This is a genomic window from Acidovorax sp. M2(2025), assembly GCF_049330835.1.
GTDB lineage: Bacteria > Pseudomonadota > Gammaproteobacteria > Burkholderiales > Burkholderiaceae_C > Acidovorax.
The window spans coordinates 510,394-523,475 of sequence record NZ_CP186262.1 but is presented as its reverse complement, the minus strand read 5'-3'; the positions used below and the strand labels follow the sequence as shown (position 1 = coordinate 523,475).

Sequence of the window (13,082 nt, the reverse complement as noted above, 5' to 3'; positions counted from 1 at the left end):
GAAGAGAGTCCCCAGCCCCATGCGCCTCGGTATCCGCCTGCTGTTCGCCTTCTTCCTCATCAACGGCATCGCCGCGTTCTTTGTGCTGCGCGTGTTCATGGCCGAGATCAAGCCCAGCGTGCGCGAGGTGATGGAGGACATGATGGTGGACACCGCCAACATCCTGGCCGAGCTGGCCAGCGAGGACCTGGCCAGCGGGCGGCTGGCGGCGGATGCCGGCAACAGCAGCGCCAGCCCGTTTGCGCAGCATGTGCGCCGCTATGCCACGCGGCCCATCGATGCCGCCATCTGGGGGGTTTCCAAGCAGTCCCTCGACTATCGGATCTACGTGACCGACACCACCGGGCGCGTGCTGTTCGACTCCGAAAACCGCGCCGTGGGCGCCGACTATTCGCGCTGGCGCGACGTGGCGCGCACGCTGCGCGGCGAGTACGGCGCGCGCTCCACCCGCGATGTGCAGGAGGACGACACCAGCGGCGTGATGCACGTGGCCGCGCCCATCTATGTGCAGGACCGGATCGCGGGCGTGCTCACGGTGGCCAAGCCCACGCGCACGGTGCAGCGCTTCATCGACCGCGCCGAGCGCAAGGTGTTCATGGGCGGGCTGCTGCTGCTGGCACTGTCGGCCGCCGTGGGCGTGGCCGTGACGCTGTGGATGGTATGGAACGTGCGGCGCCTGCGCGACTACGCCCTGAGCGTGCAGGGCCCGGCCGACGGCGAGGCGCTCGACCCTGCCTCGCCGCCCGCGCCAGCCCTGGCCGTGCCGCAGGTGCCCGGTGAACTGGGCGACCTGGCCCGCGCCATGGACCGCATGCGCGCGCGGCTGGAGGGGCGCGACTACATCGAGGGCTACGTGCGCGCCCTCACGCACGAGCTCAAGAGCCCCGTGGCCGCCATCCGCGGCGCGGGCGAGCTGCTGCAGGACGACCTGCCCGCCACCGACCGCGCCGAGTTCGCCCACCAGGTAGTGCAGCAAAGCGAGCGGCTGCAGCGCATCATCGACCGGCTGCTGGAGCTGTCCAAGCTGGAGCAGCGCCACCATGCCGAGGGCCGCGCCCCCGTGGCGCTGCAGGACTGCGCCGCGGCAGCCCTCGCCCAGACGCGCGCCCGCGCCGCCCAGCGCGGCATCACGCTGGCGTTGTCAGGCGCAGGCGCCAGCGGCCCGTGGGAGGCCGAGCTGGTCACGCTGGCCCTGACCAACCTGCTGGACAACGCCATCGACTTCGCCCCCGAAGGCAGCACCGTTCGGGTGGAGCTGGCCGGCACCACCGTGGCCGTGCAGGACGGCGGCCCCGGCGTGCCCGACTACGCGCTGCCGCGCCTGGGCGAGCGCTTCTTCACCACGGCGCGGCCGGGCGGCGAACGCAGCGGATCGGGCCTGGGGCTGGCCATCGTCCGGCGCGTGATGGCGCTGCATGGCGGCCAGATGGCGGTGCGCAACACGGCGCCCGGCCTGCGGGTGGAGCTGGCGTTTCCCGGCTGAGCCCCCGGACGGCCTCAGACCTGCCCGCCCGGCGCCACTTCACGCCCGCCTCACAAACTTCATAGCGCCCTCACACCCGGGGCCAACACTCGCCTCCCCAACATGCACTTGTGGAGGATCTCTTGTTCAAACACCCCCTGTTCACCAAGCTGGCCGCGCTGGGCGCGGTCGTCCTGCTCCTGATGGTCGGCCTGTCGATGATCGAGGGCGTCGTGCGCGACCGGCAGCGCTACCGCAGCCTCACCGCCCAGAGCGTGGCCGACAGCCTGGCCGGCCCGCAGACCCTGATGGGCCCCCTGATCCACAGCGCCTGCGTGGAAAGCTGGGACGAAGAGACCGGCAAGGGCGACGAGCGCCGCATGGTGGAGCGCCGCCGCGAGTTCCGCCTGACGGCCATGCCCGAGCAGCTCAAGATCAGCACCGGCGCAGCCATGGAGGAGCGCGCACGCGGCCTGCACAAGGTGAACACCTACACCCTCAAGGCCCAGGTCGCGGCGCAGTGGGGCTCGCTGGCCGGGCTGGTGCCCCAAAGCACCCTGAAGAATTCGCGCATGCACTGCGGTGCCCCCATCGTGATGATGGCCGTGGGGGACGCTCGCGGCATCCGCACGGCGCAGTTCACGCTGGGTCCGCAGGCGCTGGCGCTCAAGCCCGGCACCTTCCACCCGGCCTACAGCCGGGGCCTGCACGCCGTGCTGCCCGAGTCGGTGCGCGGCAAGGCCGACGGCCTGGCCGCCACGCTGGACCTGGAGCTGGTGGGCACCGAGCGCCTGGCCATCGTGCCGCTGGGCGGCAACACCGAGGTGCTGATGACCAGCGGCTGGCCCCACCCCTCGTTTGCGGGGCGCTTCCTGCCGTCCGAGCGCGAGGTCAAGAAGACCGGGTTTGCGGCCACCTGGCGCCTGTCGTCGCTGGCCACCACGGCGCAGGCAGACATTGCCGAGGGCAAGCCCGTCTGCGCGGGCGGCCTGGACAACGATCCGCGGAGCCCCGAATACGGCACGGGCAGCGCCTCGCAAGGCGGCCCCTGCGCCGACAGCTTCAGCGTGGCGTTTGTGGACCCGGTGAACCCCTATTCGCTCAGCGACCGCGCCACCAAGTACGGAGTGCTGTTCATTGCGCTCACCTTCGTGGCCGTGGGCCTCTTCGAGTTGATGAAGAAACTCCGCGTCCACCCCGTGCAGTACCTGCTGGTGGGCAGCGCGCTGTGCAGCTTCTTCCTGCTGCTGGTGAGCCTGTCGGAGCACCTGCCGTTCGGCACCTCGTACGCCGTGGCCGCCAGCGCCTGCGTGCTGCTGCTGGCCTACTACGCCAGCCACATGCTGGGCGGCCTGACACGCGGCATTCCGCTGGGCGCGGGCATCGCGGTGCTGTACGGCCTGCTGTACCTGCTGCTGCAGCTGGAGCAGACGGCGCTGGTGGTCGGCTCCATCGCACTCTTCCTGGTGCTCGCCGCCGTCATGGTGCTCACGCGCAATGTGAACTGGTACGGGGTGTCGTCCCAGGGCGGCACGCCCCGGCGGCCGGGCGCGCCCGCCACGCCGCCCGCCGCCCGCCCGGAGGCCGCATGAGCGCCGCCGAGGCTCCATCGCTGGGGGCCCAGGCCTGGGCCCGGCACCTGGCAGGCCCCGCCCCGCAGCCGTCCGCGGCGGGCCTGACGGTGGCGGAAGCCGCACGGGTGCAACGCTACCGCGACCAGTTGGCGGCCGCCCTGCAGCGGCGGGACCGGGGCGCGCTGCACAGCGCCAAGCAGCAGGTGCTGGACGCGGCGTTCCGCCCCCGTGATCCGCACGCCGAGCCCGGCCCCGACTCGCCCGCCCTGCGCCGCGCGCTGCGCGACCTGTGCTGGCGCATGGCGGCCCTGCTGCTGCCACGCCGCCCGCTGGGCGACTGACGGCCACAGGCAACGACCATAAAAATACCTGATTAGTTACTTGTCTCAGATGCCACTCCATCCGTTCGGGCTGAGCCCGTCGAAGCCAGGGCTTGCAGCGTGCGTGCAAGGCTTCGACAGGCTCAGCCCGAACGGGTGGGGAAGAGGAAGCGTCTGAGGTAGGTTGCTAATCAGATAAAAATTGCACCCTGCGCTTGCTGGACAAGCGCAGGGTGCTATTAATAATCTAGCAAACCCGGGATGCTGCCCCGGCAGGCAAGCCGGTGACAGTGCCCCGGCCGCGCGGGCCAGCTCAGGCCGCCGCGGCTTCCTCGCGGGCCACGCTGGCGGGTCGGTCCTCGTCGGAGCAGCTGGCGCCGCCGCAGCCGTGGATCAGCTCGCCGGGCAGGGCATCGGGCGCATGCACGATGCCCGTGGCAGGATCAAAGCCCACGCGGCGCACGTGCAGGGCGAGGGCGGCGTCCATGCTCTGGGCGTGCTGGGGAAACCACAGGGCCAGTTCGCTGGCCATGATGCGCAGCGGCTTCAGGTCGCCCTGCTCGGCCCGCGCCGTGCCTTCGCGCATGACCTGCAGCACCACCTTGTGCTGCATGCTGTGGCAGTTGCCCGAGGCAAAGCGGGTGGAGGCCATCCACGCATCCTCCTGCGCGAAGTGGTGGTCCGTGTGGTCCACCAGGGCGCGCCAGGCGGGCAGCAGGGCGGCGTCATCCGCACGGTCCACCGCGGCCAGCAGGTCCACGAATTCCTGGTGGATGTCGTCCATCACCGGCAGGTCCAGGGCCAGTGCATCCGACCATTCGAGTTGAGCCATGGGCATCCCTTCGCGACAGCGAGACAAAAAACAGGGGGCGAGCTTAGGGCGGACGTTCTTCGCGCGTATTGACCCAGGTCAGCTCCCGCCGTGGCGGCGCGCCTGAGGGCGGGCGCAAAAAAGCCCCGCACGGGGCGGGGCGTGGCAGTTGCCGGGGCCGCACTGCGGCCGGGATCAGCTCTTGCCGTACATGCGCTTCATGTCGTCCACGCACTTGGACTTGGCGTCGCCCGACATGGCGTCGCAACGCTCCTTGGCGGCCTTGTAGGCGGCGTCGTTCTTCTCGGCGCTGGCGTCCTTGCGGGCCTCTGCCACGTCGGCGCTCTTGGCGGCGGCGCTGTCGGCGGGCTTGGCCTGGGCCTCGGCCACCTTGGCGTCTTCCTTGGCCTTCACGCGGGCAGCCTTGGCGTCCTTCACGCAGACGTCCTTGTCATTGCCCTTGAGGTCGTCGCACTTTTCCTTGGCCACGTCATAGGCGGCGTCGGCCTTGGCGTCTGCCACCTTGCGGGTGGCCTTGGCGCTGGGCTTGTGCTGGGCATCCAGCTCGGCCTTGGCCACGTCTTCGGCGCCCTTGGCCTCCTTCATGCAGACGTCCTTGGCGTTGTCCTTCAGGCCATCGCATTTTTGCTTGGCGGCCTTGTAGTCGGCGGAAATGCGGTCCTTGCCCGCCTTGTAGTCGGCATCGGTCATGGCCAGAGCAGAGGTGGCCAGCAGGCCGGCGGCGACAGAAGCCATCAGGGTGCGTGTGAATTGCATGGTGTTCTCCTCGGTGTACGAAATTACGAGTCCATCAGGGGTCCGCGCGGGCGGCGGGATCGCTGCGCCCGGCGGGGCCGCGTCTCAGTCGTTGAAGCGGAAGTCGGGGTGGCGGGCCTGCCAGTCGCGGAGCTGCTTTTCCGCTTCGTCGCGTGCAATGCCCTGGCGCTCTTGCAGCTTGCCCAGGAACTGTTCGCGCTTGCCGTCGATGACATCAAGGTCGTCGTTGGTGAGCTTGCCCCACTGCTCGATCATTTTTCCTTTGAACTGCTTCCAGTTGCCTTGGATGGTGTCTTCATTCATGGTGTGCATCCTCGAAAGTTTTCGCGCCAGCCATCCACCCGGAATGCGTGGAACAGGTGCTTGATGCGATGGGATGAACTCTAGAAACGGAGGGCGGCGCGGGCCGTAGTCCGGCCTGCGTTGCGCACGTCAGCACACGCCTACGGCGCGTGCCAGACAGACCGGCGCCCCCCTTTTCTCCCTGCCCAGTCCACAAATGTTGCAATTCCCCATCACCCCGCCAGCGTTACACCTGGCCTCTCCCTGAGAGTGGTTTCATTTGGTAACGTTTGTATTTCCGTAGGGGGATTTGCTGTGGTGAAGTGCGAAACGCGCCTCCCGACGGCGCCCTTTTTTCGATTCCCACGAGCCATGCAAACTACCCACGAGGAACCGCTCGCCGCGCCCGCGGCAGCCGCGGAATCTCCCGCCCCATCGTCTCCTTCCCAGCACGGGGCCATGCGCCCGGCCCCTGCCATCGTGCGCCCGGTGGCAGCCGGGGTGGCCGCCGCTGTCTCGCTGGCGGCCTGCGGCGGCGGGGGCGGCGACAGCCCTTCCACCGGCCCGGGCACGGGCGTCTCCCAGTCCGGCGCAGTGGGCACCTACCCGGCGCCCCAGACGGACCAGGAAGCGGCCCGCTTCCTGCTGCAGGCGCAGTTCTCCGCCTCGCCGGCCGAGATTGCGGCGCTGCGCTCCACCACGTATGCCGACTGGCTGGAAGCCCAGTTCAATGCGCCCCTGTCCCAGAGCGGATGGCAGTGGCTCAACGAGCATGGCTATGCCGACGTCAACAAGGACACCGGGTTCTACGACAACAGCTACCCCGGCGACTACATGATCTGGCACCAGCTGCTGCAGTCGCCGGACGGCCTGCGCAAGCGGGTGGCGCTGGCGCTGTCGGAGATCTGCGTGGTGTCGCTCTCGGGGCTGGACTTCAACTGGCGCAGCCACGCCATCGCCTGGTACTGGGACCAGCTCGTGTTCCAGGCCTTCGGCAACTACCGCAACCTGCTGCAGGACGTGACGCTGAACGCGGCCATGGGGTTCTACCTGAACACCCGCGGCAACCAGAAGGAAAACCCCGCCACCGGGCGCCAGCCCGATGAGAACTACGCGCGGGAGATCATGCAGCTCATGTCCATCGGGCTGGTGCTGCTCAACCCCGACGGCACGCCCCAGCGCGACGGGTCGGGCAAGCCCATCGACAGCTACAGCCAGAGCGACGTGACCAACCTCGCGCGGGTGTTCACCGGCTACGACTACGACCAGTCGCAGAACACGCCCACCACCGTGCCGGGCACGAACCGCACGGTCTCCAGCACCACGTTCACCCGGCTGCCCATGGTGCTGACCGAGTCGCGCCACTCCGCGCTGGCCGCCAGCTTCCTGGGCACCACCATCCCGGCGGGCACGCCAGGCGCAGAGGCCCTGCGCATCGCGCTGGACACGCTGTTCAACCACCCCAACGTGGGGCCGTTCATCGGCAAGCAGCTCATCCAGCGCCTGGTCACCAGCAACCCGTCGCCCGGCTATGTGGCGCGGGTGTCGGCCGCCTTTGCCAACAACGGCGCGGGGGTGCGCGGCGACCTGCGCGCGGTGGTCCGCGCCATCCTGCTCGACGACGAGGCCCGCTCGCCGGCGGGCCTCACGCAGCCGGGCTTCGGCAAGCTGCGCGAGCCCATGCTGCGCTTCGTGCAATGGGGCCGCACCTTCGGCCTGAACTCGACCTTCGGCACCTGGAAGATCGGCAACCTCAGCGACCCGGGGTCGCGCCTGGGCCAGAGCCCGCTGCGCTCGCCCTCGGTGTTCAACTTCTTCCGGCCCGGCTATGTGCCGCCGTCCACCGCGCTGGCGGCCACGGGCGCCGTGGCGCCGGAGTTCCAGCTGGTCAACGAGAGCAGCGTGGGCGGCTACCTGAACTTCATGCAGGGCGCCATCCGCAACGGCCTCTGGGTGAATGGCCCCGAGGTGCCCCACAACGCCAGCACGCCCAACAACGGCTTCGACATCAAGGCCGCCTACACGCAGGAGCTGGCCCTGGTGGCCGATGCGGACGCGCTGGTGGCCCGCATCAACCTGCTGATGTGCGCCGGCCAGCTCTCGGCCGCCACCGTCAAGCTCATCGCCGACGCGCTCAAGACCATCAACATCACCGCGGCCAGCACCGACAACGCCAAGCGCGACCGGGTGGCCGCCGCCGTGTTCCTGGTCATGGCCAGCGCCGAGTACCTCGTCCAGAAATGAACCCGGCCGGCAGCCCCGCCGGCCCGACCGCCCCCGAGAAGCCCCGCCATGCACTTGCTTCAACCCGAACTCCACTCCCGCCGCGCCTTCCTGCGGCGCTCCGCGCAGCTGGGCCTGGCAGGCACCGCCCTGCCCTTTGCCCTGAACCTGGCCGCCATGGGCGAAGCCGCCGCCTTTGCCGCGGACGACTACAAGGCCCTGGTCTGCGTGTTCCTCTACGGCGGCAACGACTACGCCAACACCGTGGTCACCTATGACGACGCCAGCTGGAGCCGCTACAGCGCCATCCGCGGCAGCATCGCCCTGCCCAAGGCGTCGCTCACGCCCACGCTGCTCAACCCCGCCACGCCGCTGCCCGGAGGCCGCCAGTACGCGCTGCACCCGGCCATGACGGGGCTCGCAGGCCTGTTCAACGCCGGCAAGGCCGCCGTGCAGCTCAACGTGGGGCCGCTGGTGGTGCCGCTCACGCGCGCCCAGTACAACAGCCCCGACCGCAAGGCCTTTCCGCTGCCGCCCAAGCTCTTCTCGCACAACGACCAGCAGTCGGTGTGGCAGTCGTCCTCGCCCGAGGGCTCCACCGTGGGCTGGGGCGGCAACATCGGCGACCTGGCGCTGTCGTCCAACGGCAACTCGCTGTTCACCTGCATCTCGGTCACGGGCAACGCGGTGTTCCTGTCGGGCGACTCGGCCCTGCAGTACCAGGTGAGCCCCTCGGGCGCCGTGGCGATCAACGGGGTGAAGAACAACGTGTACGGCTCCAGCGCCGTGCGGGGGGCCCTGACGGCGCTGATCCAGCAGCCCAGCGGCCACCTGCTGGAAAACGAATACACCCGCGTGACCGCGCGGGCCGTGGCCTCCGAAGGGCAGATCACCAGCGCGCTGGCCAGCACCACCCTGTCCACCGCCTTTCCCGCCAACAACCCGCTGGCGGACCAGCTCAAGATGGTGGCCCGCCTCATCGGGGCGCGCAACGGCCTGGGCAGCAAGCGCCAGGTGTTCATGGTGTCGCTGGGCGGGTTCGACCTGCACGACAACCTGATTGCCCAGCAGCCGGGCCTGCTGCAGCGCCTGAGCGACGCCCTGACCGCCTTCTACAGCGCCACGGTGGAACTGGGCGTGGCGGACAAGGTGACGGCCTTCACCGCGTCGGACTTCGGCCGCACGCTCAGCTCCAACGGCGACGGCTCCGACCACGGCTGGGGCAGCCACCACTTCGTGGTGGGCGGCGCCGTCAAGGGCAAGGCCTTCTACGGCAGTGCGCCGCCGGTCAGCGTGGGCAACACCGCCGCGCCGGAAGACCAGTGGCACGTGGGCCAGGGCCGGCTGCTGCCGTCCACCTCGGTGGACCAGTACGCCGCCACCCTGGCCAAGTGGTTCGGCGTGGCCGACGGCGAAATGGCCAGCGTGCTGCCTAACATCGGGCACTTCGGCGCCGCCGCCGGCCGGCCGGACTATCCGACCGACCTGGGGTTTCTGTAAAACCTGACACGCCCGCCGCCCGCCGGGCCCCAATAATCGGCGCATGAGCACATCCCCAGCCCCCACGGGGCGCCGCCCCCGGGTGGTCATCATCGGCTGCGGCTTCGGCGGCCTGGAGGCCGCGCGGGCCCTGCGCCCTGCGGCGGTGGACGTGACGGTGGTCGACAAGGCCAACCACCACCTGTTCCAGCCGCTGCTGTACCAGGTGGCCACGGCCGGCCTGTCCGCCCCCGCCATCGCGGCCCCCATCCGCCACCTGTTCCGCCACCAGCCCAACGCCACCGCGCTGCTCGGGGAGGTCGCGCGCGTGGACGTGGCCGCACGCACGGTGCACCTGCGGGACGGGCTCGCCCTTCCGTACGACCATCTCATCGTGGCGGCAGGCGCCACGCACAGCTACTTCGGCCGCGACGACTGGGCCGCCTGGGCGCCCGGTCTCAAGACGTTAGAGGACGCGTTCGAGATCCGCCGCCGCATCCTGCTGGCGTTCGAGGCCGCCGAGAAGGAGCCCGACCCCCAGCGGCGCGCGGACTGGCTCAACTTCGTGGTGGTGGGCGGCGGGCCGACCGGGGTCGAGATGGCGGGCACGCTGGCCGAGATCGCACGCCACACCCTGCCGGGCGAGTTCCGCCACATCGACCCGGCCAGCGCCAAGATCATCCTGCTGGAGGGCAGCCCGCGGGTGCTGCAGTCCATGCCCGAAACGCTGAGCCAGCGCGCCCGCGAGCAGCTGGAAAAGCTGGGCGTGGACGTGCGGGTGCAGGCCCGCGTCACCGCCATCGACGCAGAGGGTTTGATGGTCCAACCGCCCTCTGGCGCAGATGGGTCGGGCGCAATCAGCTATCAAATCAAGAGCAAATGCATCATCTGGGCGGCGGGCGTGGCGGCCTCGCCGCTGGGCCGCCAGTTGGCCGAGGCCACGGGCTGCACCACCGACCGTGCCGGCCGCGTCGTGGTCGAGCCCGACCTGGCACTGCCCGGCCACCCGGAGATCAGCGTCATCGGCGACCTGGCCGCCGCGCAGAGCCACATGCCGGGCCAGCCGCCCCGGCCCGTGCCCGGCGTGTCACCGGGCGCCAAGCAGATGGGCCGCGCGGCGGCGGCCAACCTTTTGCGGCGCCTGCAGGGCCAGCCCACGCAGCCGCTGCGCTACCGCGACTACGGCAACCTGGCCACCATCGGCCGCAATTCGGCGGTGGTGGACCTCACCTCGCCCGCCGGGCCGGTGCGGTTCTCAGGCTACTTTGCGTGGCTGTTCTGGCTGTTCGCGCACGTGTACTTTTTGATCGGCTTTCGCAACCGGCTGGTGGTGCTGATGGACTGGGCCTGGGCGTACTGGAGCTTTGCGCGCTCGGCCCGGGTGGTGGCGGGCATGGACGCGCCTGCCACGGCCCGCTCTGCCACCGGCACCGCCACCGCCACCAGCACCGGCACAGGGCCGCAGCGCTCCTGACGGGCCCGCGCCGGGCTGGCCTGGGCTGGGCTGCTACCCGCCCAGCTGCTCCAGCCAGGCCGCCAGCTCTTGCGCCACCTGGCCGGTGGCGTCGGCCAGCGCGGCCACGCCGCCGGCCGCGTCCGCCGTGCGCGCCGGGGTGCGGACGGTAAAGACGCGCTGGCCGCGCAGGGCCTCGCCGGCCGGCGTCAGGTCCACCACAGTGGCCCGCAGGCGCACCACGCCCGCGCTCTCGGTGGCGCTGGTGAACAGGTGGCTGAACTCCTCCAGCTCCACGCGCAGCACCAGCGGCAGCTTGCCGCCCCGGGCCGCGTCGCGCGCCTGCGCCGCGCCGTCGTCGGCCTTGAGCACGGCCCGGCGCTGGCCCAGGTGCTCGCGCAGGCGCTGCTGCACCAGCTGCGCGGGCGGCTGGCTCCAGCGGGCCTGGCTGTAGGGGCGCAGCTGCTGGGCGTCGGAATAGGCCAGCCGGTACAGCACGGCGTTGCTGCCCTCGGGCAGGCCGGGGGCGTCCACATCGGCCAGCGCCAGCGGCGGCAAGGGGGCGCGGCGGTCGGTGGGCGCGGGGGCCACCACGCCGGGGCCGAAGTCGTACAGCACCGGCCGCGTGGGCGGGCTGGGCAGGGCCGAGCAGCCCGCCAGGAGCAGCAATGCACCAAAAATGGCTGCAGCGCTTGATGGATAAGCGCGAGCAGCTATTCTTTTGATAGTTTTCATACAACTCCTCAAGGCCTCAAGGTGCAAAACCGGCTTCACCGGGGCCGGGGGGAATGCGGCCCGAGCCGTAGATGAACAGCTGCGGGTTGTCGGACACGCCGCCGGCGGTACGGCTGAGCTGCCGGGCCGCGCGCGAGGTGTCGTCGGCCGCACGGTTCATGCGGGGCAGCGTGGTGGTGCTGAACTGGTCGGCCGCGCGCGCCAGCGACTGCGTGCCCAGCGTGATCTGGTCGATGGCGCCGCCCTCGGCGTTCAGGCGCTGCGTGGTCTTGCCCAGGTCGGCCGCCAGGGTGGACACGTTGGTGCCCGCCTGCTGCAGAGTCTGCAGGGTCTTGCGCGCATCGCCGGCCAGCGGCGGCAGCGCGGCCAGGGCCGGGTCCAGCCGCTGGGCCACGGTGGCGTCCAGGCGCTGCGTCAGCGCGTTCACGCTGCCTGCGGCCTGGGCGATGTTGCCGAGCGCTTCGGAGAGCTTTTGCTGGTTGCCGTCGCCCAGCACCTGGTTGATGCGCCGCGTGGCCTCCTCCACCTGCGTGAGGATGGCCGGCGCCTGCTCGGCCAGCTTGCCAAAGGGCGAGGGCTTGAGCGGCAGGCGCGGCAAGCCGCTGGGGCCGGGGGGCAGCTCGGGGTAGGGCTTCTCGGCATCGTCCAGCAGGATGTGGGCAAGCCCGGTGACGCCCTGGTAGCCCAGCACGGCAAAGGTGGTGGCGCTGATGGGCGCCTGCTCGTTGACGGCGATGCGGATGAGCACGTTGCCGTTGACCTGCGGGTCGAAGCCGATGCGCGTGACCTTGCCCACGGCCACGCCCTTGTAGCGCACGGCGGCCTGGGGCTGCAGGCCGCCCACGCCGTCCTTGGTGGACAGCTCGTACAGCTCGTAGTTGGCGTCGTCGCGCGTGAGCCAGATGGCCAGCCCGGCGAGCATGGCGGCCACCACCAGCACGAAGATGCCTGCGGCCAGCGCGTGGGATTTGTTTTCCATCAGGGGGTTTCCTTGTCAGGCGGTGCCGCCGGTGCGGGCGCCATGGCCCGCTGGCCGCGTTCGCCCAGGAAGAAGTGTTCGATGAACGGATGCTGGAAATGCGCCACCTCGTGCGGCGCGCCGGTGACGATGACCTTCTTGTCGGCCAGCACGGCCACGCGCGTGCTCAGGGCGAACAGGGTGTCCAGGTCGTGCGTGACCATGACCACCGTGAGGCCCAGCGATGCGCGCAGCTCGCGCAGCAGGGCGCAGAAGTCGTCGGAGCTGCTCGGGTCCAGCCCGGCGGTGGGCTCGTCCAGCAGCAGCAGGGGCGGGTCCATGATGAGCGCCCGCGCCAGGGCCACGCGCTTGACCATGCCGCCCGACAGGTCGGCGGGCATGCGGGTGGCGTGCTCGGGCTTGAGCCCCACCATCTGCAGCTTGACCAGGGCCGCATCGCGCACCAGGTCGGGCGGCAGGGTGCCCTGCTCGCGCAGCGCAAAGGCCACGTTGTCCAGCACGTTGAAGGCCGAGAACAGCGCGCCGTGCTGGAACAGCATGCCCACGCGGCTGGCCGCGCCCTCGCGCCCCATCTCGGACGCCGGGCGCCCCAGCACCGTCACCGTGCCGCGCGCCGGCTTGGCCAGCCCCAGGATCTGCCGCAGCAGCACCGTCTTGCCCGTGCCCGAGCCCCCCACCAGCGACAGCATCTCGCCCCGCTGCACGCTGAAGTTCAGGTCCTGGTGCACGGTAAAAATTTCGTCGCCCTTGCCGAACTGCGTCCACAGCCCGCGCACATCCACGATGGGCGGCTCGCCCGGCGCCACGGCGATGTGCTCGGGCTTGGCGATGCGCTCAGCCATGGCTGGCTCCTCGTAGCCCAGATGCGTACACGGCCGTCGATACGGGCGCGCCCCAGCCCAGCGGCCGCCGCGCAAGGGCCGCCGCGCTGCGAAGGCAGCGCTGCGCTTGCGGGCGCTGGCGGCGTCCCCCTTCCCGAATCACGCA

At 70.6% G+C, this 13,082-nt stretch carries 12 protein-coding genes; 6 read left to right on the top strand and 6 right to left on the bottom strand.

Going from position 1 to position 13,082, the window contains the following annotated elements:
* Nucleotides 1-19: 19 nt before the first annotated feature.
* From creC to ACOYR3_RS02340, 3 genes are all read left to right on the top strand, one after another.
* Nucleotides 20-1,483 carry a two-component system sensor histidine kinase CreC gene (creC, locus tag ACOYR3_RS02350; RefSeq protein ID WP_422844919.1) on the top strand — a complete coding sequence of 488 codons (1,464 nt, stop codon included), beginning with the start codon at nucleotides 20-22 and terminating at the stop codon, nucleotides 1,481-1,483.
* A 122-nt stretch (nucleotides 1,484-1,605) separates the two neighbouring features.
* Nucleotides 1,606-3,054 carry a cell envelope integrity protein CreD gene (gene creD / locus ACOYR3_RS02345; protein ID WP_422844918.1) on the top strand — a complete coding sequence of 483 codons (1,449 nt, stop codon included), beginning with the start codon at nucleotides 1,606-1,608 and terminating at the stop codon, nucleotides 3,052-3,054.
* Entirely contained in the window at nucleotides 3,051-3,377 is a 327-nt protein-coding gene (locus ACOYR3_RS02340; RefSeq protein WP_422844917.1) for a hypothetical protein, read from the top strand. Before creD ends, ACOYR3_RS02340 begins: the two co-directional genes overlap by 4 nt.
* A gap of 292 nt (nucleotides 3,378-3,669) precedes the next feature.
* On the opposite strand, the gene ACOYR3_RS02335 is transcribed toward ACOYR3_RS02340, so the two are convergent.
* From ACOYR3_RS02335 to ACOYR3_RS02325, 3 genes are all read right to left on the bottom strand, one after another.
* On the bottom strand, nucleotides 3,670-4,188 hold the full coding sequence (locus ACOYR3_RS02335) for a hemerythrin domain-containing protein (RefSeq protein ID WP_422844916.1): 519 nt from the start codon (nucleotides 4,186-4,188) through the stop codon (nucleotides 3,670-3,672).
* A 174-nt stretch (nucleotides 4,189-4,362) separates the two neighbouring features.
* Nucleotides 4,363-4,944, bottom strand: a complete 582-nt coding sequence (locus ACOYR3_RS02330; RefSeq protein ID WP_422844915.1) for a hypothetical protein — start codon at nucleotides 4,942-4,944, stop codon at nucleotides 4,363-4,365.
* An 84-nt stretch (nucleotides 4,945-5,028) separates the two neighbouring features.
* Nucleotides 5,029-5,247, bottom strand: coding sequence for a CsbD family protein (locus ACOYR3_RS02325; protein WP_422844914.1), 219 nt, complete (start codon nucleotides 5,245-5,247; stop codon nucleotides 5,029-5,031).
* Between the two features lie 351 nt (nucleotides 5,248-5,598).
* Between ACOYR3_RS02325 and ACOYR3_RS02320 the strand changes: the two genes are divergently transcribed.
* The 3 genes from ACOYR3_RS02320 to ACOYR3_RS02310 are packed head-to-tail and all read left to right on the top strand — an operon-like array spanning nucleotide 5,599 to nucleotide 10,402.
* Nucleotides 5,599-7,470 carry a DUF1800 domain-containing protein gene (locus ACOYR3_RS02320; protein WP_422844913.1) on the top strand — a complete coding sequence of 624 codons (1,872 nt, stop codon included), beginning with the start codon at nucleotides 5,599-5,601 and terminating at the stop codon, nucleotides 7,468-7,470.
* A 48-nt stretch (nucleotides 7,471-7,518) separates the two neighbouring features.
* Nucleotides 7,519-8,949, top strand: coding sequence for a DUF1501 domain-containing protein (locus ACOYR3_RS02315; protein WP_422844912.1), 1,431 nt, complete (start codon nucleotides 7,519-7,521; stop codon nucleotides 8,947-8,949).
* 43 nt (nucleotides 8,950-8,992) lie between these two features.
* Entirely contained in the window at nucleotides 8,993-10,402 is a 1,410-nt protein-coding gene (locus ACOYR3_RS02310; RefSeq protein WP_422844911.1) for an NAD(P)/FAD-dependent oxidoreductase, read from the top strand.
* A 33-nt stretch (nucleotides 10,403-10,435) separates the two neighbouring features.
* Here the strand turns inward: ACOYR3_RS02310 and ACOYR3_RS02305 are convergent, their stop codons facing one another.
* Genes ACOYR3_RS02305 through ACOYR3_RS02295 form a run of 3 tightly spaced genes read right to left on the bottom strand, consistent with a single transcriptional unit; the run spans nucleotide 10,436 to nucleotide 12,937 of the window.
* Entirely contained in the window at nucleotides 10,436-11,116 is a 681-nt protein-coding gene (locus ACOYR3_RS02305) for an ABC-type transport auxiliary lipoprotein family protein (RefSeq protein ID WP_422844910.1), read from the bottom strand.
* A gap of 16 nt (nucleotides 11,117-11,132) precedes the next feature.
* Nucleotides 11,133-12,095 (bottom strand): MlaD family protein, encoded by a 963-nt coding sequence (locus tag ACOYR3_RS02300; protein WP_422844909.1) that lies wholly within the window; start codon nucleotides 12,093-12,095, stop codon nucleotides 11,133-11,135.
* Nucleotides 12,095-12,937, bottom strand: coding sequence for an ABC transporter ATP-binding protein (locus ACOYR3_RS02295; protein WP_422844908.1), 843 nt, complete (start codon nucleotides 12,935-12,937; stop codon nucleotides 12,095-12,097). The genes ACOYR3_RS02300 and ACOYR3_RS02295 overlap by 1 nt, the downstream gene beginning before the upstream one ends.
* Nucleotides 12,938-13,082 lie beyond the last annotated feature (145 nt).